The sequence below is a fragment of the Halorubrum sp. Atlit-26R genome (genome assembly GCF_003666015.1).
GTDB lineage: Archaea > Halobacteriota > Halobacteria > Halobacteriales > Haloferacaceae > Halorubrum.
Genome location: NZ_QPLT01000011.1, coordinates 25,754 through 47,011 on the forward strand (window position 1 = coordinate 25,754; position 21,258 = coordinate 47,011).

At 65.4% G+C, this 21,258-nt stretch carries 22 protein-coding genes and 1 pseudogene; all 23 read right to left on the reverse strand.

Annotation, left to right across the window (positions count from 1 at the left end; genetic code table 11):
- Positions 1–234 precede the first annotated feature (234 nt).
- Positions 235–333, reverse strand: a pseudogene (locus DVK07_RS24340) (surface glycoprotein); the annotation flags it as partial.
- Positions 334–831: 498 nt separating this feature from the next.
- Positions 832–2,754, reverse strand: coding sequence for a homing endonuclease associated repeat-containing protein (locus tag DVK07_RS12730; protein WP_147441157.1), 1,923 nt, complete (start codon positions 2,752–2,754; stop codon positions 832–834).
- Positions 2,755–2,805: 51 nt separating this feature from the next.
- Positions 2,806–2,952, reverse strand: a complete 147-nt coding sequence (locus DVK07_RS12735) for a hypothetical protein (protein WP_233565421.1) — start codon at positions 2,950–2,952, stop codon at positions 2,806–2,808.
- Positions 2,953–3,669: 717 nt separating this feature from the next.
- A complete protein-coding gene (locus DVK07_RS12740; RefSeq protein WP_121597421.1) occupies positions 3,670–4,338 on the reverse strand; it encodes a hypothetical protein in 669 nt (222 codons plus the stop codon).
- Between the two features lie 455 nt (positions 4,339–4,793).
- Entirely contained in the window at positions 4,794–7,841 is a 3,048-nt protein-coding gene (locus DVK07_RS12745; RefSeq protein WP_121597422.1) for a fibronectin type III domain-containing protein, read from the reverse strand.
- Positions 7,842–7,845: 4 nt separating this feature from the next.
- Positions 7,846–9,045 (reverse strand): glycine-rich protein, encoded by a 1,200-nt coding sequence (locus DVK07_RS12750; protein WP_121597423.1) that lies wholly within the window; start codon positions 9,043–9,045, stop codon positions 7,846–7,848.
- The gene (locus DVK07_RS12755; RefSeq protein ID WP_121597424.1) at positions 9,046–10,236 is read right to left on the reverse strand and encodes a hypothetical protein; all 1,191 of its coding nucleotides are present in this window, start codon (positions 10,234–10,236) and stop codon (positions 9,046–9,048) included. It lies immediately after the preceding gene.
- Positions 10,237–10,242: 6 nt separating this feature from the next.
- Complete coding sequence (locus DVK07_RS12760; protein ID WP_233565422.1) at positions 10,243–10,785, reverse strand: hypothetical protein; 543 nt, start codon at positions 10,783–10,785, stop codon at positions 10,243–10,245.
- A gap of 827 nt (positions 10,786–11,612) precedes the next feature.
- Complete coding sequence (locus DVK07_RS22685) at positions 11,613–11,789, reverse strand: hypothetical protein (RefSeq protein WP_158603154.1); 177 nt, start codon at positions 11,787–11,789, stop codon at positions 11,613–11,615.
- Positions 11,790–11,824: 35 nt separating this feature from the next.
- Entirely contained in the window at positions 11,825–12,100 is a 276-nt protein-coding gene (locus DVK07_RS12765) for a hypothetical protein (RefSeq protein WP_121597426.1), read from the reverse strand.
- A gap of 43 nt (positions 12,101–12,143) precedes the next feature.
- Positions 12,144–13,274 carry a hypothetical protein gene (locus DVK07_RS12770; RefSeq protein ID WP_121597427.1) on the reverse strand — a complete coding sequence of 377 codons (1,131 nt, stop codon included), beginning with the start codon at positions 13,272–13,274 and terminating at the stop codon, positions 12,144–12,146.
- A 100-nt stretch (positions 13,275–13,374) separates the two neighbouring features.
- A complete protein-coding gene (locus DVK07_RS12775; protein WP_121597428.1) occupies positions 13,375–13,887 on the reverse strand; it encodes a hypothetical protein in 513 nt (170 codons plus the stop codon).
- Between the two features lies 1 nt (position 13,888).
- On the reverse strand, positions 13,889–14,806 hold the full coding sequence (locus DVK07_RS12780; RefSeq protein WP_121597429.1) for a hypothetical protein: 918 nt from the start codon (positions 14,804–14,806) through the stop codon (positions 13,889–13,891).
- Between the two features lie 37 nt (positions 14,807–14,843).
- Complete coding sequence (locus tag DVK07_RS12785) at positions 14,844–15,362, reverse strand: hypothetical protein (protein ID WP_121597430.1); 519 nt, start codon at positions 15,360–15,362, stop codon at positions 14,844–14,846.
- Positions 15,359–15,811, reverse strand: coding sequence for a hypothetical protein (locus DVK07_RS12790; protein WP_199719503.1), 453 nt, complete (start codon positions 15,809–15,811; stop codon positions 15,359–15,361). Before DVK07_RS12790 ends, DVK07_RS12785 begins: the two co-directional genes overlap by 4 nt.
- Positions 15,811–16,089, reverse strand: a complete 279-nt coding sequence (locus DVK07_RS12795) for a hypothetical protein (RefSeq protein WP_121597432.1) — start codon at positions 16,087–16,089, stop codon at positions 15,811–15,813. The genes DVK07_RS12790 and DVK07_RS12795 overlap by 1 nt, the downstream gene beginning before the upstream one ends.
- Entirely contained in the window at positions 16,086–16,796 is a 711-nt protein-coding gene (locus DVK07_RS12800; RefSeq protein ID WP_121597433.1) for a hypothetical protein, read from the reverse strand. The genes DVK07_RS12795 and DVK07_RS12800 overlap by 4 nt, the downstream gene beginning before the upstream one ends.
- A gap of 6 nt (positions 16,797–16,802) precedes the next feature.
- A complete protein-coding gene (locus tag DVK07_RS12805) occupies positions 16,803–17,582 on the reverse strand; it encodes a hypothetical protein (protein ID WP_121597434.1) in 780 nt (259 codons plus the stop codon).
- A gap of 10 nt (positions 17,583–17,592) precedes the next feature.
- Positions 17,593–17,805 (reverse strand): hypothetical protein, encoded by a 213-nt coding sequence (locus DVK07_RS12810; protein ID WP_121597435.1) that lies wholly within the window; start codon positions 17,803–17,805, stop codon positions 17,593–17,595.
- Between the two features lie 4 nt (positions 17,806–17,809).
- A complete protein-coding gene (locus tag DVK07_RS12815) occupies positions 17,810–19,045 on the reverse strand; it encodes a hypothetical protein (protein WP_233565423.1) in 1,236 nt (411 codons plus the stop codon).
- Positions 19,042–20,058 carry a hypothetical protein gene (locus DVK07_RS12820; RefSeq protein WP_121597437.1) on the reverse strand — a complete coding sequence of 339 codons (1,017 nt, stop codon included), beginning with the start codon at positions 20,056–20,058 and terminating at the stop codon, positions 19,042–19,044. The genes DVK07_RS12815 and DVK07_RS12820 overlap by 4 nt, the downstream gene beginning before the upstream one ends.
- A 92-nt stretch (positions 20,059–20,150) precedes the next feature.
- Positions 20,151–20,840, reverse strand: a complete 690-nt coding sequence (locus DVK07_RS12825; RefSeq protein ID WP_121597438.1) for a hypothetical protein — start codon at positions 20,838–20,840, stop codon at positions 20,151–20,153.
- Complete coding sequence (locus DVK07_RS12830) at positions 20,840–21,256, reverse strand: hypothetical protein (protein WP_121597439.1); 417 nt, start codon at positions 21,254–21,256, stop codon at positions 20,840–20,842. The genes DVK07_RS12825 and DVK07_RS12830 overlap by 1 nt, the downstream gene beginning before the upstream one ends.
- Positions 21,257–21,258: the final 2 nt, after the last annotated feature.

Consider the following 21,258-nt stretch of genomic DNA (forward strand, 5'->3'; position numbering starts at 1 on the left):
AGAGCTATCGTTGCCGAGTTCCTGTCCCGAGACAGTTTGACTGTCAACTACGGTACTGAATTCGGAGTCGCTGGCGATCTGCCAGCGAACCTGATCAGGTGTAACGTTAGCACCAACCGAGGTATTGGTATTCGTAATCGATACTTCCGGGGTAAACGTGGAACCGCTGTCAACAGCGGTTCCATCAGACGGCGACAGGTCGTATGTGAGATCGCCGTTGGTCGTCGCAGCAGCCGGAGCTGCGGCGAAACCAGCCGCGAACATGGACACGACCATGATCGCCGCGAAGAAGACCGCGTTGGCCTTCCCGCGATAGTTTGTATCGTTTGTCATTGTTGTTGTCTGTTGTCTGCGTTGCGTTGACAGCTTTCTCCGTCTCCTGATGCCCGATCGTCAGTGACCAACACTACTTCGAGGGCGCGACTTGGACTTGGGTCAGGGGTACTCGCTCTCACGCATTCGCATCGGGTTAGGGGTACTGCGCTTGGAACGTGTGGCGGTCTTGGTAAATACTTTGTGTCTATTTGCGTCCGTGTCAAATCCTACCAAGCATCCGGAGAACGCGTCAGACGCCGGATTTCAGATCTCGGGGATCAGCGAGTGCGCGGCCGGGCTGACGTATCCGCGAACGACTGCCGCGACGTGCGGGACGTAACCCTTACCACGCGCTGCCGAGTACACCCGTGTGAGCCCGCCCCGGGGCACCGTACCGGTTTTTCGGGCTAGGGACTCGCGGTGCCCTGTCGGTCGCCGGACACGCGCCCCCGCGGCGCGTCGGGCTCACTTGGACCCCGCTTCATACCTCCGTCACACGTGCGTCGCGAGCCGATACTACGGTGACTCCGCATCGAACGCTTCCTCAAGCGCCGCCGACCACGAGCCGAAGTGTCGCCGATAGGTCGTACACCCGTACGCACCGTGGTCGGTCATGTCGTTCATTGAGGGGCGCTTGTCGAGGTCGTCGCGTAGCCGGCGGAGTTCGGCAAGCAGTTCTCTGTCTGTCGGTCCGCGATCCGCGTCGAAGCCCGCCGCTTCGAGCGCCTCGCGCCACGAGCCGAATCGGCTTCGGTACTGCGTTTCGGTGTACTCTCCGTCGTCTTGGACGTCAAGCAGCGAGGGCACTTTGTCGCGCTCCTCGTGAAGTCGGTGGAGGTCCGCGAGGAGCTCGTCGTCGCTCGGGCGGTCGTCGTCGGGGTCGATCTCGGCCGCGTCGAGCGCCTCACTCCACGAGCCGAAGCGGCGCTGATAGGTCGCGATTCCGTGGGTGCCCTCCTCGACGACGTCGGTCGCGGTCGGCACCCGCCCGAGTTCGTCACGCAGTCGATGGAGATCGGCGAGGAGATCATCATCTGACACCTGCTGGCGGCTCGACCGGTCTGCCGGGTCGAGCCCGGCCGCCTCAAGCGCCTCGGCCCACGACCCGTATCGCCTCGTGTACGTGCGTGCGCCATGGTCTCCGTGGTCGGCCATCTGCTTAAATCGCGGCGGCTCGCCGAGTTCGTCCGCGAGCTCGCGGAGGTGTTCGAGGAGCCGCTCGTCAGAGACTTGCGGCCCGGGTGCGGCCGGGTCGTCCGGGTTGTTCACCTGCCGCGACTCGAGGAAATTGTCAGCGTCGATGTGTTCGAAGGCGGTATCGAGCGCCGCCGCCCACGACCCGAACCGTCGCCGGTACGTCGAGGGGTAGTAGTTGCCCTGATCGTTCATTTCTGTGACGGTGGGCGCGCGGCCGACCTCGTCGCCAAGGCGCTGGAGTTCGTCGATGAGGTCCTCTGTTGGGATACGCTGCTGGGGATCGTTCGGTTCGAAGCCGGCTGTCGCGACGGCCGCGTTCCACGAGTCGAATCGGCGGAGGACGGTCGTATCGGCGATATCACTGTGGTCGCGGAAGTCCTGAATTGAAGGCGCGCCGTCGGCGTCAGTGACATCAGCGACACGCCGGATTTCCGCAAGCAGATCGTCGTCGCTGTACGTCTGGGCGGCGCGGCTTCTCTCGTCGCCAGTCTCGCTGTTGACGGTGTCCTCCGGAACAGTCTCAAACGCTGTGTTGAGGGCGTTGTCCCACGAATCGAACCGGTTGTAGTAGGTCGGAACCGAGTAGCGGCCGTGTTCGCGAACGATCGTGGTCGTAGGGCGCCCCCCGAACTCGTCGTGAAGCCGCCGCAGATCGGTGAGTAGTGCCTCGGTCGTCACGTCCTGTGGCGGCGGTGGCTCGAAGCCGGCCGCTTCAAGCGCATCCGCCCACGACCCGAACCGGTCTCGATACGTCGAGGCCGCGTGCTCACCCCGTTCTCTGATGTCGCTCAGCGTCGGCGGACTACCATCGTCGCCAGCGAGTTGGCGAAGCTCGACAAGGAGTTCAGCGTCAGAGACGTTTTCCCACTCGCGGTCGGGCACCGCTCCAAAGGCCTCTTCGAGCGCGTCCGCCCACGACCCGAATCGCTCATAGTAGGTGATGTACGCGTACGCGCCGTGTTCGTCCATCTGGTCAACCGTCGGGATCTGGCCAACCTCGTCACGAAGCCAGCGGAGTTCAGCGACGAGTTTGTCGCGCGGAATCTTGTTGGCCTGTGTGAAGGGGCCGAGTCCTGCCTGTTTTATCGCCGCTCGCCATGAGCCGAACCGGCGCCGTACTTTCCGGGATGAAATATCCGACTCCTCGGTGAACGTCTGCTCGCTGGGTGTCCCATCGACAGCAGGGAGGGCCGCGACGCGGCGGATCTCCTCAAGGAGGTCCGCGTCGGAGTACTGGGGCATGTCTACGGAAGGACCGGCGAGGTGTATGAGTGTTCTGTCAGCCGGCTGCGTCTACGCTTCTCGGGCGGCCCGCTTCAGGATCTGCGGTGTAACGAGGAGGTGAAGCGCTGCGACGCCGACGATAGCGAGCTGGACGGTTCGGTCATCGAGGATGAAAAAGGCGATTCCAATAGCGACAGCAGCACCTGTTACCGGCATACCCCACCGAATTAGCGGGTTATGAAAGAGGGTTGCTTGGGACATATCGATTGTCCAACAAGGGAACTCAAATAAGTATACTGCTATCGAGCATATCCACCGCTCGTGTGGCGTCTCCGCGAGCGTCGACATCGAGGCGCAGGAGATCGGCGACTGATTGGGCGAGAATAGGCCACCCCGCGAACGGTAACGTTGATACGCAAGTGGTTATTTCTCAACAGGTAGCGGCAGTGAAAAAGAGGCCGCGAGTCGGCTGAGCGCAAGCGACGTCGGCGAAAGACACGCATGACTACGCCCAGCAGACTGGCGGTGACCCCTATCATCGCCACGAAAGGAAGTCTCGCTCTGCTTTGGGCAGGGTACCCTGCTCTCGGCGTCGCCATGATGGTGGCTGCGTTGCTGACCACGTGGTTGATTGCTCGGGAGTTCGGTCACCGGTTCCGAGGCAGGAGTACCGAGGACTGACGTTCCTCGGCCCCGCTCTGCGGGGCATTCATACCTGTACTCATTTCGAAAAGACACGACACGAGGTACGCCCAGCAGGACGTGTTTTCACCGCAGCCGGATCAGCTCCGGCCCCCTATCGCGGTGGATCGTGGTGTTCCATCTTGGAGACCACCTCGTGGTGTGCCATTCGGAGCGGGTTACGATGCTCCGAGGCGTTCTTATCTACGTGTCCCAGCGTAAAAGAGTATTGAGTTGACTGGAAGTGTTTCGTCAGCCACCGAGAAGCACGGTTCCTCGGTCGCTCGGCGTGTATCGCTCGTCGCTCGCGAACAGCGAGGCGATCTCGCGGACGCCCTCCTCGGCATCCCACCCTTCGCCCCGGTAGTGCCGGACGGGCGCTCGCCACGCGGAGCGTTCGTAGTGGCTCCAAACGCGCGTTTGGCGCCCGCCTACCGCCGGTGTGAGCCGGACGTGGTACTGCCACATCCCGAAGAAGCCCTCGGGCCGGTAGGCGTAGGAGCCGACCTCCCAGACGCGCTCGCCCGTCTCCTCGTCGACGTCGTACTGGATCGACGCGAGCGTATTGGGGTACACTCTTGACATCGACCGGAGTTCCGCTCGGACCTCACTCGGCGGCGCGTCGATCGTACCGACCAGCGTCCGCGCGTTGAGCTGGAGCCCGGTCTTCTCGGGGAGCGCGTCGGCCGCGGCCAACACATCGATAGAGGTGTGTTCGTCGACGACGTCGAGTTCGTCGTCGTAGTCGCCGTCGGCGAGCCGATCCACGACCGGGAGGACGACCCGCCGGGCGCGCCACAGGTCGGGCCACCGGTCGAGGTAGTGCTGCGCAACCAGGAAGAGTGCGAGCGCGAGCGCCGGCGCGAGCAGCTGGGCGTTCTGGATAGCGATGCGACTCAGGGTGTCGATGGTGGTGGGCATTAGATGGGATCACAACTTATTCAATAGTCAGTTCACGATCTGGCAAATGGGGACTTAGGTCCCTGATGGGAGCGGGATTAGTCAGCCCACGTCACAGACCATCTCCCGAACACGCCGCTCTCGCTCCATACCCGTCGGCTTACCTGACCCGACGTGAGAGCGGCGCAGTGCGGGGCCGCCTGACATGCCCGGCCCCGCATTCTCCGATGTCTCCGTGACTCCGTGTGCGGACGATGTAGCTCAGTCGAGATCAAAACGAATTTGAAGAGTCAATTCACTACGAGTCGGTAGGGACCATAGGTCCCTGATGAGAGCGAGATTGCTCCCTCCGCTCTCTTTGATCTGCCCTCCCCCATCCAATCGCCTGCCCGCGATCCTCCGGGCAGATCAACGCGATCCGGGCTGCCATCCCCGGTATCGCATTCTGGTCTGATCCGATCCGATCTGATCTGGTCCTAGACGTTCCGCGCGACTGCTGAGAGCCGGTTGCGGAGTTCGTCGACGACGTCGCCCGCAGTCTCCCGACTGCCGAGCGTCAGCGTCACCTCGCGGGCGTCGCTCGAAATGTCGCGCACCTCCAGCGGCCCCTCGAACGGGAGCTCATCGGCCGGGATCGACGCGACGAGCGACCGACTCGGGTCCGTCTCCCGGATGGTCACCTCCGCCTCTTCGAGCGGCTCGGCCACCTCGCGAACGACGGCAAGCGCCAGTTGCTCGCACTCGCGGTTCGACGTCGCATCGGGGAACTCCTCGCGAAGCGTGTCCGGATCGTCGACGGCGGGTTGGGCGTACTCGCCTTCGAAGCGCCACTCGTAGTCGATCGCGTACTCGACGCCGGGCGTCATCGACCCGCCCTCGAGGATAGTGATCGACCCTTCGGAGTGCCCGATCGTGTAGTCGATGTTGCGCTCGTACTGCGTCGAGCGGTCGCCGACGTCGTACACCGTCTCCGAGCCCGTGTCGACCGGGCCCTCCGCAAGCCCGACGTTGAGCCCGTAGTTGTTAGCCACGAACGTCTCGCCTTCCACGCGGGAGGTCTTCCCCTCGGCGATGACGCGCTGATACGATTCCTCGATAGAGCGCCGGCCGGTGAAGGAGACAAGCGTCGGCTCGGCGTCAGCGACGCGCTGGCCGGGCTGGGTCCACTCGATGCGGTACTCGGCGTCCGCGGCTGGCGCCCGCCGCAACTCCCAGATGAAGTCGCCGGCGTTGGCGATCCGATTGAGCAGGTCTTCGATCGTGCCCCGATGGACGAAGTCGAGCAGCACGGGCGTGTTGACGAGATCGGCAAACAGATCAAGGAACTCCAGCCGGTGGGGCTCGTCGCCGAACTCGCCTGAGGCCGTCCCGGAGTCCTCGCGGCCGAGCGTCACGCGCGCCTGGAGGAGTTGGGTGGCGTCGGCGAAGTCGGTCGTGAACGACGTGGTGTCCGTCGCCACGTTCCAGGGCGCGGTCTGGTCGTTTCGGAGTGCGAGCGCGTTCGGCGCGCCACCGTTCGCGAGCGTGACATCCAGCTGGCCGGCGACCACCTGCTCGACCGACGTGACGGGGTCGAACACGACGTCGATACTCGCGGGGCGTTGCTGCCAGCCGGTGACGACGTCGTCGACGGGCTCGATATCCTCATCAATTGGGTAGCGGTCGTCACGGACGTGGAGAAAGTCGAGATAGAGCTCGCCGCCGGACGTTACCGGGATCTTCACCTCTAGCGAGTAGGATCCAGGGGTGAGTGGACCGTCGTTGTTGAGCGTCACCTCGAACGACCCCAGCTCGAACTGCCCGCCGGTGTCGTTGATCCCGCCCTCGCCGAATGACTCGACGACTGTCTCCGAGCTGTCGGGATCGATTCGCGTGAACTCTAGGCCGGGTGCCTCACCGGTCGGGATGCCGTAGACGATGACCGCCTTCGCCTCGCCCTCAGGGATGGTGTACGATGGACTGAAGTTCACTTCGCGCCGGTCGCCAGACGACAGCCGCACGGACCCGCCGCCGGACCACTCGCCGCCTTGGGTCGTGTTGACCACGCCGCTCCCGTCGGCGGCTTCGGCCTCGCGGAACCAGCCGGTCGCCTCCGCGAACACCTCATTGTTCTCGACCGTCAGCGGCGACGTCGGCGGGAAGGGATCGCCGTCGCCCTCGATGGCGTCGGAAAAGTCCTGAGAGTCACTCGCTTGGAAGAGGCGGACGTCATCGCGGGCGTCTGTCTGTGGGTCGTCGACGTTCGCGACCCAGCCAAGCTCCTCGGTGATGACCTCCTCGGCAGCGACGTGCGCGTCGGCCTCGGGGTACTCGATGCCGTCGACGTCGTCCTCGAGGGCAGTCCCACCGACAGCGATCAGGACGTCGCGCGTCTCGTCGCGTTCCACCGTCTGGAGCTCGTCGATCGGCAGGCGCGTGCCGTCCTTCCAGGCGCGGATCGTCGAGCCCTCAACGTCGGCGTCCTCCCACGTCGACGAGCGCGGCACCGGCACGCGGATCTTGGGCTGGCTGTTGAGGCGCGGGTTCCACTCGGCGTCTTCGAGCACCGTCGGCGAGAGGGTCTCACCCGATGGGTGCTCAACCTCGACTTTCCAGCCGCTCGGTGGGACGCGGCCGATCCGGACGCCGTCGAGCGCGGGCGTCTCGCCCGTGTCGGTGTTGCTGTCGGCCTCGGTGTCGTCGGTGAACGACCGGATGCGGTACCGGTACTCGCGGTCCGGCTGGACCGTATCGTCGGTGAACGTCTCTGTGTCGGGCCCGACATCCTCGATGACGCGCTCGCGACTCCAACTCCCGTCAGGGAGGCGTCGCTCGCGAACGACCAACTGCCCGAGTTCGTTGTCGGCGTTGTCGTCCCACCCGAGCTCAGCCGCCGTCGACGAGACGATCGTCACGGAGAGGTTGTTCGACCCGGGGAACTTCGTGATGATCGAGGTGGGGTCGGTCCAGACGCCGGTGGTATAGTCTGTCTCCGTCCGCGCCCTGACCTCGTACTCTTCGCCGTCCTCGCGCCCGGTGAACTGCGTCGTGAGCGTGTCGTACGCGACCGTCTGCTCGGCGTAGCCGACGGCCGATGCGTCCCACGCGGACTGCCCCGTCTCGCGGATTTGAAGCCGTACGTCGCCCGCGTTTGTGACCGCGCTCTCGCGGTCGACGCCGACCTCGTCCTCGACGCCGTTGAGCAGGACGGGCTGGTCTTCGTCTGGGAGCGTTGTCGTGTCCGTGAACGTGTTGCTCGGGCTGTCGGCGTCGGTCGTCGTCGCGACGACGCGCACCTCGAACGTCGTGCCGTTGGGAACCTCGGTGAGGATCGCGCTCTCGGCGTCGCGGGAGACGGTTTTGCCGGTCGTCCACGCCGACGCACCGGCCTCGCGGAACTCAATCCGCGTCTGGCCTTTGGTGTGGCTTGCCGCCCAGACCACGTCGATCGTCGACGTGTTGGCCGTGACGCTGTCGAGGACGGGCGCTGGCAGCGTTGTCGTTGCTTGGACCTCGGTTGAAAGGTCTGTTTGGTAAGTTGGCATTATGTTATGATGTTGTCGTCCACGTCACAACCCCGCCAACGTCTTGCGCCCCGCTTGCGTCGCCGACGGCCCGCCCGACGTATGCCGTCTCGGGAGAAAGTCCAGTGACGGTCTCGCTAAACGTCTGTGGCGACGACAGCGTTTGGATCGCGGTCTCACTCCATGTCGTCTCCGATCCACCGATGTACGCAAACCTCACGTCGGCGCTCGCGGCGTCCGTGAGACTCACGAGGTCGCCGGTCAGATCAACGGATGAGTCCGTCACGTTCGTCGTCGACACCGTCTCCACGTCAAGCGTGGGCGCGAGTACGTCCGCCCCGATACGGTAGTGATAGGTCGTCGCCATATCAAGGCCGGTGTCGGTGTCGCTTGTCGTGCTGGGCGGGTAGGTTGCGATTTGCGTGTAGTCCGCGCGGTCGGTCCCGGGGTACGTGTCGCGGTATAACTGCCACTCCTCAACGCTGTCTACCCCGGCCGGGAGATTAATCCCCCACGAGAGGTCTATAGTGGTGTCACTCGTATCACCCGTGTATAGCGTCGGCGCGGCGGGTTCATACGTAATCTGTACACGCGGCCCGTCGCCGTTGTCCCGGTATGACCCTCCGCGCTCGTTGCGATCAACTTGGGCTAACCCTTCAGCGTGATTTGAGCCGCCGCCGCCGCCGGCAGCGTAATAATTATCGCTCGCCCCGCCACCGCCGCCGTAGTAGCCACCACCGCCACCGCCGCCATACGGGAAGTCGGGGTCGCCGCCACCGCTAGCATCACCGTCATAGGCACTCAGGCCCCCCTTCCCCCCGGAGGTCTGCGAGCCCCCTCGACCGCCAGTAAAATAGCTGGAATCCTGCCCGCCGTCCTCGCCAACGTTTGCTCCACCTTCTCCGCCGTCGTTTCCGAAGCTATCTGGTGGGTCGGCATCCGCACCCCCGCCGCCGGCCGCGGCGAGGCGGTTTTCGATGGCCGTCCCGCCACGCGCTATCCAAATTCCGTCGCCGGGTGCGCGAGGCGGGGATGCGTTGTTTTCCCCACCGCCGGGCGACACGCGTATGAGAAACGTTTCGCCCGGAGTAACCGGGAGTGTCCCTTCGACGAGCCCACCGTAGTTACTGGATTCGCCACTCTCGCCCTCCAACCGTACGTCGAGCTCGAACACGCCCGTCGGGACGGTCCAGTCGGCGTCGGTCGTCGTCTCAAAGGTCGGCATCTACAGACGCACCTCCTCTCTCGCGACAAGCCCCTGGTCGGCGCCACTGTCCACGATCGATGGCGACGCGGCCGGCTCGAGCAGCGCCTCCAGGTCCGGCGGCGGCAGCTCCGCAACGCTGTCGGGCACCCACACCTCCACGTCCGAGCGCCCGCGCTCCAGCTCGACGTCGAGCGCGTAGACGTCACCCTCGTTCGTCCCGGCGACCGCCTCGAACTCCACCTGCGCTCGCACCGAGGCCTGTCCGATATGGGTGAGATCCACGTCAACGGGCTCCCACTGCGTCTCCAACTCTCCATCAGCGTACGACGGGAGGTCGACGGCCATCCACTCGGAGGCGCCCGCATCCCACGCCTCGACGTCGAGCGCGGCCGTCGCATCAGCGGCGGTGGGTTCGTCGACGCGAATCCGCACCAGCCCGTTCGAACACACCACGTTGCCGGTGAACTCGTGGTCGCGAGCGAACACCGACTGCCACATCCGGACGCGCCCGTCCTCGCTCTCAAGGAACTTCGCGTCGCGCCCGCGCGTGTCGTAGACGTGGACATCGACGTCGGCCTGCGCGTCCGGCGGCACGTCGTACAACAGCACGGGCTCGTCGATCGCCACGTCGGCCACATCATACCGGTCGACGTCGCCGAGCGCACCCGAGACCGTGTCGACGGGCGTCGGGCGGATCCGCTCGGTCGGGTCCGACGTCGAGTCCACGATCCGAACCTGCCGAGCAGCACTGGGTACGCCGACGAGTGCCGACATCCCATTGCCGAACGGGTGTCCTGGATCCGGCTGCGAGGGCGCCGTTTCAACGGCGCGAAACTGTGACTTTCGTGTCCCATTCGCAGTCAGGGAGAGCTCCCACTCCCAGATGTCGCGCCCGGCGGCATGGACTGGCTCGACGTCCGCGCTCCGGATCTGGTAGTACCCCGACCGCGACCCGGCCCCGCCGTACAGCGAGACGGCGCCGATCGCGGAGTCGGCCAGCTCCTCGAGTTCGGTCGCGACCACCTCGGAGTGATACGGGCCGAGCGCGTACTGGCCGATCAGCGTGAGATCGGCCGCCTCCGACGAGAGCGCGTCGACGATCGCGTCGCTGCCGAGGACGCCCTGCTCGGAGAGTTGCGTCCCGAGCGCGTCCTGGTCGGTCGGCGTCGTTGCCTCTGGGAGTGGGATCGTGTAGATTCGCGTCGTCATGGTGGGTCAGGAATCGCTGATGAGGTTGCCGAGTTCGGAGACGGCCTGCTCGGCGGCGTCGGTGAGGTCTTCGGTCAGTTCGTCGATGTTCGGAACGGGGGCGACCTCCTCGAACTCGAAGGTGTAGGGGACGACCGCGGGGTCGTCCTTTGGCTTCTCGGCACGGACGGAGAGCAGCGCCACCGGCTTCGGCTCACCGAACACGCCGGCCGTGTCCGCGTACTCTCCGGTGGACCACTCGCCGGTGTAGAGGTGGACCTGTCCGCCGGAGTCGCTCCGTGCTTCGGCCAGCCACCGGAAGAGGACATCTCGCTTCGCAGCTGGGTTGACGTCGCCCGTCGCGTCGTACTGGTTCGCCTCGCCGGCGGGGCTGGACCCATCGCCCCACTGGAGGTCTTCGTCGCCGACGCCGACCGTCGCGGAGATCGTGAACTGGTTGCGCCCACCGCCGGCGTCGACGAAGTACCCTGCCCGGCGTGGTGGGTCCGCGTCCGGGAGGATGTCGGTCGGGTCGAGATCTGAAGCTTGAGCATATAATTCTGAGATCATCTGGCCCCTACCACCCACGAGGAACGATTTTGTCATCTCTCTAGTCGGCTCATGCTCCCTGAATTCGAAGACTCCGGTGCGGTTGAAGGCCTCTACTTCCAGTACTGTTCTGTCGTAAAGTGCCATGTATCTGAGAACGGGTGCGCGCTAACCGGCGCGTGGCGGTGATCGACTCGGCTGAGTACCCGTGTGACTCGGTTTCGTTTTACTTTCACCTAGCCGGCGGGATGCTTATCCGTCAGCGTAGGGTACGCGTCGTTAGCGGTGAACAAAAGCCGCCAGTGGATAGACGATCCGCGAGTTAATCCATGGTTGGATTAATCGAAGTACCAGCTGCTCCGTCGGCAGCCGTCGTGGTTTCCTTCGGAGTTCTGGTCTACGCCGGTCCGATCTGGGCTCTGACGTACGTCATCCTCGCTCTCGGATCGTACACCTACGTTAATTCGTAAGGACGTAGTGTCTAACAGGCACTACGAGTCTCGACATTTTATCGCCTCGCAGAAAGCGAGAGTCCATGGTTGGATTATTCCCAGCCCCACGTATCCGATTTTCAGCGTGATACCCTTGAGGTGATATCACGCGGCCGGATACGCGACTTGGGTGTGGTCTACGCAGACTCTCGCTTGGTGGCGTGGGATGGGTGGTGGTTATAGCTCACTGGGAGTCTGATAGCTCCCGTCACCCAGCAATTGTTTCGTCACAGCGCTAAATAAATCCAGCGCTCCCTTCGAAGACACTGCTGATTGGCGCCTTAGACCCTCTACCACTTGTGTAGTCCTTTTGGTATGCGCCATACACATAGTGCTTCGACTGCCGCGCGGCGGTCGTTACTCGTCCGGGGCGTCGAGGTCGATCCCGAGACGCTCAGCGGCTTCTTCGGTCGTACGGTAGTCATCATGGTCGAGCTCGTCGAGCGAGTCGATCCGCTCGGCGATGACGGCCGCCTCATCAGGGAGCATCTCCGCCTCGTCCTCGTGGTCGGGGCGCTCTCCGTCAATTGCCATATTTCGCACGTGCGTTCCTTTCGGCATGACTCTTGTTACTCGTCTGGCTCGTCGACGATCAGCGCCTCGGACTGCTTTTTCGCACGGACCTGATCCTCGCGCATCCGGGCGAGCGTCCGGCGGATCTCGGTCAGCTCTGCGTCACGTTCCGAGACGACGCTCGCGACGACGGCCGCCGTCACGCCGCTCGTCACACCGACGAGGAGGACTGCCGACAGCGCGGCCGCCGGGCTGATCACCCGGAGGTGAACGGTGAGCGCAGCGAGGATGGCGCCGGCGCCGACGACGGCGCGGACGGCCGTTTGGTTCATGTCTGAGCGTAGCGAGAGCGGGCTCATAAGGCTGGGTCCAAGGCTACCGAGTGATCTCGTTTTCGAGTTCTTGGAGGTCGCGTTCGAGCTCTTGGAGGTCGTCTTCGAGGGCATCGATGTCCCGCTCGACACCGTCCTCGATCTCGGAGACGATGCGGTCAGCCAGCGAGTCGAGTCGGCGTGGGTCGACGTCGACGTTGTACGTCGGCGAGTGGGTGACAGTTACCTCTCGGCTCGGCGCCGACGCCGACGTCGACTCACCTGATCCAGACTGCGTCCCAGTCGGATCGCCCGGGTCGCGCCCCAACGTGAGGCCGTCGTCACCGCCGACCTGGATACCGCCGGGGCCGAGCGTGATACCAGTCTCGCCGCCGAGTTGGACGCCACCTGGTGGGTCGGAGCCTGAACCGGAGTCCGTCGATGCTGACGGACGTCCAGTACGCGTTTCGACGGCGACCGTGATAGGGCCAACATCCTCCACGGGAAGCGGGTCGATGGCTTCGACCGGAAGCGGATCTCGTTGGACTGGCAGCGGCTCACGGTTGACTGCCAGTTGATCGGGGATACCGAGGTTGAGGTCAGGCAGGTCCGGGAGGTTGATCTCCGGACCGAGGTCCGGCGCCTCGAACGTCGGCTCGAACGTAGGACTGATCCGGACGGTGCGGCCACCGCCGAGCTCGTCGAGCCACCCCGGCCGTTCCACAGACAGAGTCGTCTCCTCGACGCTCACCTCCGAGCCCGTGATCGCGGAGCTGATCGTGTTGCCGAGCGCGGATGCCGCGGTCCCGGTTAGGACGTCTGAAACGGCGTCGGCGACGGTGCCGCCGGTTTCGATGGCAGCATCGCCGGCGGTTTCGCCAGCGACGCCGACCAGTTCGGTGACAAGCCCTCCCGCGCCGCCTCCGAGACCGCCCTCTGAGAGGATGTCATCGATGTCCTCCAGATACGCGACAGCCTCTTCGAGGTGTTCGGTCCGCGAGCGCTCCATCCGGAGCGACTCCCGACGTCGACGCGACCCGCCACCCCCGCCCCGAGCAGACTGCGCCGACATCGTGCCGCCGTCGGTCACGCCCATCTCGACGGCGCCGAGCTCCGACTCGATCTGGTTGCGGACGTTCCGCAGCGCCCGGTCGGAGACGACGAGATCGAGTTCAGCAGCTGTTCCGAAGCTCATAGGGGCTGGGAGGCAGCGTAGTCAGCGAGTAGTTCGAGGTACGCCGTCGGCGTCGCGAGCGCCTCGTCGTAGGACAGGCCGTGGGCGAGCGCCACGACGATCAGGTAGTCGAGTCGGGCGCGGGCGTCGAGGTCGCCTCGCTGTCGGTCGCCGGCGATGACTTGCTGGACCTGTTTCCCTCGTCGCTCGCCGTCCCGAGGCTGTTCGCCTTCGCTTCGACCCACTTCACCACCGCCGGGTGGAGGCCGGCGACGTTCGCGAACGTGTCCGAGAGCTCGTCCTCGACGAACGGCCCCCCCTCGACGCTGGCGGCGACGAACCAGAGGCGGAACTCGTCGTCGCCGACTTGGTCAGGCACCTCGCGATGCATCATGGCCTCCTCGCCGGCCGTCATCGCGCCGATCGTGAGCTCCGTCTCGGCGGTCCAGTCGCCCTCGGACGTCTGCCAGTCGAGGCCGTTCCGCCAGTAGGTGAGCGTCCCGCGTCGATCCCGGAGTGCCGCCGCCTCGTCGGTGTCCTCGTCGAGCTCGTCGAGCGCCTCGTCGATGGCCTCGATTCCCTCGGTGAGTTCAGCGCGAGCGCCCTCGATCGTGATGGTCTGTGTGGTGAGCATCTTAGGCGGTGGTGACCGTCGGCGTGACGTTCGTAACGTGGTAGTCGATCGGTTCGGTGAGGTCGGTGTCGGCGGCGACAAGGTCCGACCAGCTGTAGGACGTCGGCTGGAGGTCGTCGAGGGCGTACTCGATCGTGTCGCCCTGCCCGTTCTCGAAGGTGAGTTCGCCCGACACCTTCCCGATCTGTTCGTAGTCGCTGTCGTCGACATCGTCGACGGCGAGGGCGAGCTGGTCGCGCTCGGTGAAGATGGCGTCCGTGGAGAATGCCGGCTCGATTGCGCCCGTGACGGCGTTGTACGGATGCCGACCCTGGCCGCGCCGGAACCGCGCCAGCCCCGTCAGCGAGATGGTCGCGCTCTGCATCAGCGGCTGGTTCAGTCCGTCGACAGAGAAGGACGCACCGTGGTAGCTGAACGCGTCCTCGCTGGACGGCTGCTCGATCGCACCGTCAGCCGGCGCCGTCAGGTCGTCAGGTTCGAAGCCGTAGATACCGGTCAGCGAGACGCGGATGTCCGCCGCACGCTCGTAGAGGACCTCCGCGTCGGTGAAGATCGTCCCGGTCGGCGTCCGCGGCTCGGTCGTCCCGTCCGGAAGCGTGGTCGCGAAGTACCACGCCGACGACGGCGCCCTGACTCCTTCCTCCGGGAGCGCAGTTCCGCCGTCAGCGAACACCAAGTCGTGCCAGTTGGCGTCCGTGAGCGTGAACTCGATCCCGATCCCGCCCTCGAAGTCCCGCGGACGGGATCCCTGCGGGAGCGGGCTGTCTGGATGCCGGCTGCGTTCGAGTGCCTGCTGGACCGAGAGGTCGGTGACGTTGACGTCGATCCCGGGCTGTGTCCAGGTCGGATCTGTTCCCGGTCCGGCGCCGAACTCGGGCTCCGTTGTGAACGCCACGTTTGCGGACCCTGCGCCGGGCACTACTGTTCACCTCGATTCGTCGTATGAATGGATTCTGTCATGGGGTGTCGGTGTAACCGCGGAACAGCACGTCGAACTCGGCGCGGTAGAAGTCCGAGTGGTCGGACTGCGAGTCGTCGATGTTGGTGACCGTGAGGTCGCGATAGGAGACACCGGGGCGCCCAACATCGGGATACGACATCGCGCCCTGGACGGCGTCGAACACGTCCCGGAAGAGCGCCTCGAACGGGACGGCGTCGACATCCGGGTGGTCGATATGGCCGCGCTTGGCGGCCGACAGCCCCTCCAGTCGAAGCGACGTCGCCGCCTGAAGGTCGTAGCGCTGCCCAGGTCCCGCCGGCGTCAGGTCGGTCGTCTCGCTCGCGACGCCGACGAAGTTGGCGCGCTGGAGCTGCTGTTTCCGCGTCTGGATCGGCGCCTGCATGTCGAGTTCGTCGCCCGTCTCGTAGACCGTCGAGTCGTCCCGGTTGACGCGGAACAGCGGGTGGTCCGCCGGCTGGGCGTCGACGACCGGCCCGAGGACGTCCTCGAGGAGGTACTGTATCTCGTGTCTCATCGGAACTCAGCGTGGAGCCAGTTGAGCGTGTCTCGGATGAACCGGGACTCGGGGAGGCCGGCGACCTCTACTTTCGGCAGGAACACGCGGTAGCCGTCGCCTTCGGGTTCGAACTCCTCACGAACCCACTCGGGGGCGTCCTCCCAGATGAACGACAGCACGTCGGCGTTCTTCGCCTCAACGACGTGTTCGACTGTCCCGCGCTCGAAGTAGATCGCCGGCTCAGGCCAGCCGAAGCGGACGACGACACGGTCACCACGCCGGCTAACCTCTGTCTCGCCGGCCTCGATGATCGGTTCGACGTCGTAGTCGTTCCGTTGGCCGTACTGGCGGAGGATCTCGTGGGCGTGGGCTTGGACATGCGGTGCGATCTCCTCGCGAGCATAGTCTTCGAGCTCGTCGAGAAGTGCCTCGCGAGCATCCGCTTCGAAGTTCGGGAGCGAGGCCATCAGTCGGTCTCACGACCGCCACCCGAACGAAGTTCTTTCCAGGCGCGGACGTTCTCGGGGCCGATGATGTAGACGGCGACAGCGCCCCACTGAAGCGCGAGGGCTGACGACCACACGGCGCCGATGTCGGCCGTCCCGTGAGTTAGGACCCACGCTGGAACACCCAGGCCGTACACCAGCGCGTAGATGGTCGAGAGCCACTTCCAGCGGTAGTCTGTCTCTGTCGTCCCCGAAGATCCCTCGTCGACGTCACTCTCGGTGTTGGTCGCGTCTGTCATAGCGGTGAGAAGCCACTGTACTCGGCGGCCGTCTCCTCGTACGCTGCTTTCAGCGCTTCACTCCGCGAGGCCCGGCTGGTCAGCTGGCCGTCGTCCGGGATGTCGAGCGTCGTGTTGTCGTTCAGCGCGAGCATCGACGCCGCCTTCGCCGCGACCGCTTCGCGAACGTCGGGCGGCGCGCTCTCGACGACGTTGTCCTCGTTGATCTGGACTTCCTCACCGAGCGGCCCGTACCGGTAGGTGAGCCGAACGAAACTCGTGTTCGGATCGTCGCGAGGCGTGATGGCGAGGCGTCGTTCGAACACCCGGAGACGCCGACGCCGGTAGTCCAGTGTCCACGCATCGCCCTCCTCATCGGTGACGTCATCCCACTGGTCGCGCCCAGAGCGGATCTCGATGGCGTCACCCTCAGCAGGGTCCAACGGCACCGGCCGGGCGTTGTCGAGGATGACCTTCGCCGGCGACCACGACCTCGCGTCCTGGACGTCGTGGACTTCCCAGCTCCGCGGCTCGTCGACGGCGCCGACACGCACGGGATGGAACGCCCGCCCGGTGCGGTTGATCCATTTCTCCGTCGCGCTCGCGGCGCGCTTGATGGCTCGCTCCCGGGTGTGATCCGGAATCGTCGCCGGTTCAGTGTCGGCCGAAAGGGCGAGGAGGACCTCATCCGCTGTGGCGTACCGGATCGGGTCAGCACCGGTAGACATGCGGCGTCACGCCTCGCTGTCGGCGCCGTCCTCGCTGCTGGTCTCCTCGTCGCTGCCTTCCGTCTCGTCCTTACTCTCGTCGACACGCGAGATCTCGAGGTCGGCCTCGTCGGCGTCGCCGTCGACGACGTCGACCGCGGTCTCGACCGTCGACGGGTCGAACCGGGTGAGGTAGTCAGCCATGTCCGTGAGCCCGGCCGTCCGGAGGTCGATCTCGTCGGCATCCTGCCGGAGCACCTTCACGACCTCCGACGCCTCCGAGCGGGAGAACCGGCTGGTGTACTCGTCGGAGCGCTGCGTGGAGATCGAGGCCTCGTCGTCAGTTTCGACGCCGGCGATCGCCCGGAGTTGGTTGCGGTAGGGTTCCTCGTCGTCCTTCTCGAACACACGCCCGACATCGTCGAGGTCGAGCTTCTCCATGACCTTCTGGCGCTTCCAGCGGTCGAACCCTTCGTAGAACGCCTCGGGCGGGAGGTAGTTCTGGTCGAGCAGCGCCTCCGCGAGTCGCTCGGGGTCGTAGATCACCTCGAAGTCGCTGCGCGACTCCAGGGCGTGGACGCCGATGTTGCTGTTCTCGACGTGATTCGCGTCGAGGTAGGTCGGCAGCAGCGCGAGGTAGACGCGACCGGCCTGGAACTTCGGCGGCCCGTTGTACCCGACCCGCTGCCGGACGTCGCGGTCGACCTTGGTCGATTCGTCGCCGATGTAGCGGAAGCCGACGAACTCGACTTCGGCGTGATCCTTCTCTTCGAATTCGCGTGCGCTCGGGAGAGTACTGATGGGCATGATGTGGTGATTACTGAGTTGTGACTGCCGTCTCGACGCTGTCTTCGCGCATCGCGCCGACGAAGTACTCGGCGTCGAGCTCGAGCGCCGTGGTGTCGTCGTTGTAGACGTACACCGTGCGCTCGTTGTCGCGACGCCAGTGCGTCCCCTCGACGGTGTGGACGTACTGCGTCCCGTCGATGAGGGCGGTAACGCTGATGGTAGTAGTATCGCGGTCGCTCATGTGGTTACTCGCCGATGTCTCTCAGAAGTGCCGCCGATGCGAAATCCCGATTGACCGCCTCGTGGTCGAGCTTCATGAGCGCCTCGTCCCGGTAGTTGCCGGTCGCGAGGTAGCCCTGCGACTGACCACGGCCGGCCGTCTCGACGTAGGGCTCCTGGAACTGTTCGATCGCGAGCCGCGGCTGGCCGCGGATCGTGTCCGTCGGGACGATGAAGATCGACGAGATGTCGCCGTGCTTGATCGCGTGCTGGTTCGCCACGATCGGGATGCCGTCGTAGTCGCGGAACCGGGCCGTCCCGGAGAGTCCGCGAATCGTCTCGGCGTCACCGACGTCCTCGCTGACGTAGTCCGCCATCGCGGCGTTGTTCCGGACGTTGTTCCGCTCGGCAGCGAGCTCCGAGAGCACACCGGCGGTGTCGTGCCCGGTCAGGATCGCCGTGTCGCTGTAGACGTCGACGTCGGCGAACTCGTTGAAGGAGTTGAGGAACCCCGAGAACAGGTCGTTGGTCAGCTGGCGGACGCTCGACGCGTCGAAGTCGACGTAGGAGTCCGCCCAGTCGTCGTTCGACCGGTCGATGTTCCCGTAGTCGAGATCGCCGTCGTTGTAGGCGGTCCCGTTGGGGTCCTGCGCGTTGGCCTCCTCGTCGCTCGACGCGATGACGCGATCGAGGCTGGTGATCTGGTCGGTCGCATCGTACTGCGGGTCGCCAGCCATGACCGGCTGGGCGAGCCCGTCGCGGTCGATCGCGAGGTCGAGCTGCTCCTGCTGGAGCTGCCAGAACTCTTCGAAGCCGACTGCGTCCTCGATGGCCGCGTAGATTTCCTGGAGGTCCGACACCTCGATGACGGCGTCCGACCGCTTGGGGTCGAACTCGACCTCCTCGACGCCGAAGGTGTTCCCGTCAGGGACCTGGCCGCCCTCGGTGTGGGTCTGGAGGTCGACCGGGTTGGTGGCCGCGCGGTAGGCCTTCGCGGTGACCGGCCCCTCGAGCGAGGCGTTGAAGCGGTCGACCTGCGAGAGCGCGTTGTACCAGTTGTGCTCCTGATTGTACTGGGCGTACAGCGTCGCCGTGAAGATGGCGTTGACGTGCGCCTCGGTCGTGGAGTCGTACTGGGCGCGCTGGAGCAGGCCGTCGTCCCAGTCGAGCGGGACGTCGCTGACGACGTTGCTCTCGACGAACCGACTCGGACTGTGCCCGCCGGCGTAGGACATGAAGGGATGGGCCTCAGCACCGCTCATGCGTCATCACCTCCGGTGACCGCGCCGGCCTCACCGACCGTCTGGGAGTCGCCGCTCGGTGCCGTGACGACGGTGTCGTCGGTCGTCGCGAAGTCGCCCTTCTGGTCGACCGTGTCGACGAGCTTGTCGGCCAGGTCCTCGTCGTCGGAGAGCTTCTGAGCGACCTCGCCAGCCATCTCGTTGATCACCTCGTCGGCGGTGACCGCGTCGGCCACGCGCTCGTTGATGTTCAGGTCGCCGAGCTTCTGGTCGACCTTCTCCTCGAGCATCTGGTCGACGTCCTCCTCGTAGGGATCGTCGTCCGGGTCGTTGCCCGCGGTGTCGACGTTGCCCTCCGGCGCGGCGCCGGAGGTGTCGTCACCGCCAGCGTCACCGTGGCCTTCGACGCTGACGCCGGGGACGTTCTCGGAGACCCACTCGGCGGCGGCCTCCTGCGTGTCCTTGCCGACCGACTCGGCGTAGTTCTCGACGGTGTCTCGGGCGTCCGAGTCGCCGATCTCCTCGACGAGGTCGATGGGGTTCATCTGGTCGTTCTCCTGCTTCTGGTCAACATCCGGGTCGTCCGGAGTCGTGTTGTCGTTGGATTCCATGTCTGCTGTGGGGGTGTTGGTTTCCGCGCGCTGGTCGAGTTCGCCGTCGAGCTGCTCGTCCGCGGCGAGGGCGTCGAACTCGTCGACGAACCGCATCGGCTCCATGTGGTCGGCTGCCTCGGCGGCGGCCGAGAGCAGGTCCATGGCGCCTTCTTCGGAGAAGCGCGTGCGGTCGGCGATCACGCCGGCCGCAGTTCGCATCTCCTTCTGGTCGACGTCGTCGCCCTCAATGGTGGCGAGCTTCTGGTCGACCGACTCGTCCAGGGTGCGGATCTTCTGTACAACTGCGTCTCGGTCGACGTCGTCGCCCGCCTTCTGGTCAACCGTCTGGAGGATCTCGAACGGAGAGGCGTCCTCAGACAGATCACCCAGAACCGTACGGGCTTTGCCGTCGACGGTCGGGGTTCTCCCGAAGATGTCCATGTGCGCTCAGAATCGATGACCGGTTTCCGGATGGCGGCGGTCAGCCGCTGTCTCGCGTCCCGCCGACGCGACACGTCTTTCTCAGCCGTCAGTCAGAGGTGCTCTTCGACCCGGCCGGCGAGACTCCGGCGCCGCCGGAGCCGCCGTCGAATCTGTGCCTCAAGGACGCCGCCGTGCTTGAAGTCGACGACGTCGAAGTCGGCGGCCGGGTTCATTACCTGGCTCTCGTGGCCGAGCGTGACGGCGTGGAGGTCGCAGTCGACCGTGACTCGCGTCCCGTCGTTCCGCCGGTGTTCCTGATTCGAGTAGACGGTGACCGAGTAGCCGCCGTAGTCACCGTTGAGACAGCGGAGTCGCGCCATCTTGCTCTTCGTTGTCTCGTTGCCGAGGTTCGCGACCAGCGTGAACTCCTCGTCCTCAACGGTCGTCTCGTAGTGGACGCCCTCGTCGGTAGTCCACTCCCAGACGGGGACGCCGACGGGGACGTCGTCGTGTCGCGTCGAGATGATCCCCGGCTCGCGAGTGCTCTCGAGGTAGCGGTCGAGGCTGTCAGCCACCGCCTCCATCTGGATCTGCTGGCCGCTCCGGTCGACGATCTCGACCGACGCGGGCCCCTCGATTATGAAGTTCTCCGCTTCGAAGACGGCGTGCTCCCACTCGTCCGGGACGTCCTCGCGAGTGATGCGCCGGTCGTGAACCGGGCCGTCGGGCTCGACGGACTGGCCGACCGCCGCCTTGTGGTCGACGTCAGCCGCCGGCTGGTTGAGAACACGGATGCTCATCAGTAGGCGATCGTTGTCCCGGACGTGGTGTCGTCGGCGCCGACCCACTGGTTGTTCGGCGGGTCCGACGTGTACGTCCCCGCCGGCGGCGTGCCCGTGCCGTCATGCGCGGCCTGGACGCCGGCGTCGGTCGGCGCCGGCGCATCGCCGGCGGTCAGGTCCTGCGGCGTCGACCGGAAGACGGTCGCCTCGATGCCGACCGCCGAATTGACGAGCGCCCACGCGTCGCCCGTCCCGACGTAGACGTCGTTGGGGCGGGTACCGGCCGCCACCTCGGCGACGCGGCCCTCGGTCGGGGCGTGCTGCTGGAGATCGTCGGTGGTCGCGACCTGCTCGACGTCGTCGGCGACGGCGCGGACGAGCGTGGATAGTGGAAGCGCGCTGTTCTCGATCGGGGCGAGCGTCGTATCGGTCATGG

What these genes read in the sequence shown, in the direction of transcription:
- DVK07_RS12730 (WP_147441157.1), bottom strand. Translation starts at nt 2,754, where the DNA reads ATGCCCCAGTACTCCGACGCGGACCTCCTTGAGGAGATCCGCCGCGTC.
- DVK07_RS12735 (WP_233565421.1), bottom strand. Translation starts at nt 2,952, where the DNA reads ATGCCGGTAACAGGTGCTGCTGTCGCTATTGGAATCGCCTTTTTCATC.
- DVK07_RS12740 (WP_121597421.1), bottom strand. Translation starts at nt 4,338, where the DNA reads ATGCCCACCACCATCGACACCCTGAGTCGCATCGCTATCCAGAACGCC.
- DVK07_RS12745 (WP_121597422.1), bottom strand. Translation starts at nt 7,841, where the DNA reads ATGCCAACTTACCAAACAGACCTTTCAACCGAGGTCCAAGCAACGACA.
- DVK07_RS12750 (WP_121597423.1), bottom strand. Translation starts at nt 9,045, where the DNA reads ATGCCGACCTTTGAGACGACGACCGACGCCGACTGGACCGTCCCGACG.
- DVK07_RS12755 (WP_121597424.1), bottom strand. Translation starts at nt 10,236, where the DNA reads ATGACGACGCGAATCTACACGATCCCACTCCCAGAGGCAACGACGCCG.
- DVK07_RS12760 (WP_233565422.1), bottom strand. Translation starts at nt 10,785, where the DNA reads ATGATCTCAGAATTATATGCTCAAGCTTCAGATCTCGACCCGACCGAC.
- DVK07_RS22685 (WP_158603154.1), bottom strand. Translation starts at nt 11,789, where the DNA reads ATGGCAATTGACGGAGAGCGCCCCGACCACGAGGACGAGGCGGAGATG.
- DVK07_RS12765 (WP_121597426.1), bottom strand. Translation starts at nt 12,100, where the DNA reads ATGAACCAAACGGCCGTCCGCGCCGTCGTCGGCGCCGGCGCCATCCTC.
- DVK07_RS12770 (WP_121597427.1), bottom strand. Translation starts at nt 13,274, where the DNA reads ATGAGCTTCGGAACAGCTGCTGAACTCGATCTCGTCGTCTCCGACCGG.
- DVK07_RS12775 (WP_121597428.1), bottom strand. Translation starts at nt 13,887, where the DNA reads ATGCTCACCACACAGACCATCACGATCGAGGGCGCTCGCGCTGAACTC.
- DVK07_RS12785 (WP_121597430.1), bottom strand. Translation starts at nt 15,362, where the DNA reads ATGAGACACGAGATACAGTACCTCCTCGAGGACGTCCTCGGGCCGGTC.
- DVK07_RS12790 (WP_199719503.1), bottom strand. Translation starts at nt 15,811, where the DNA reads ATGGCCTCGCTCCCGAACTTCGAAGCGGATGCTCGCGAGGCACTTCTC.
- DVK07_RS12795 (WP_121597432.1), bottom strand. Translation starts at nt 16,089, where the DNA reads ATGACAGACGCGACCAACACCGAGAGTGACGTCGACGAGGGATCTTCG.
- DVK07_RS12800 (WP_121597433.1), bottom strand. Translation starts at nt 16,796, where the DNA reads ATGTCTACCGGTGCTGACCCGATCCGGTACGCCACAGCGGATGAGGTC.
- DVK07_RS12805 (WP_121597434.1), bottom strand. Translation starts at nt 17,582, where the DNA reads ATGCCCATCAGTACTCTCCCGAGCGCACGCGAATTCGAAGAGAAGGAT.
- DVK07_RS12810 (WP_121597435.1), bottom strand. Translation starts at nt 17,805, where the DNA reads ATGAGCGACCGCGATACTACTACCATCAGCGTTACCGCCCTCATCGAC.
- DVK07_RS12815 (WP_233565423.1), bottom strand. Translation starts at nt 19,045, where the DNA reads ATGAGCGGTGCTGAGGCCCATCCCTTCATGTCCTACGCCGGCGGGCAC.
- DVK07_RS12820 (WP_121597437.1), bottom strand. Translation starts at nt 20,058, where the DNA reads ATGGACATCTTCGGGAGAACCCCGACCGTCGACGGCAAAGCCCGTACG.
- DVK07_RS12825 (WP_121597438.1), bottom strand. Translation starts at nt 20,840, where the DNA reads ATGAGCATCCGTGTTCTCAACCAGCCGGCGGCTGACGTCGACCACAAG.
- DVK07_RS12830 (WP_121597439.1), bottom strand. Translation starts at nt 21,256, where the DNA reads ATGACCGATACGACGCTCGCCCCGATCGAGAACAGCGCGCTTCCACTA.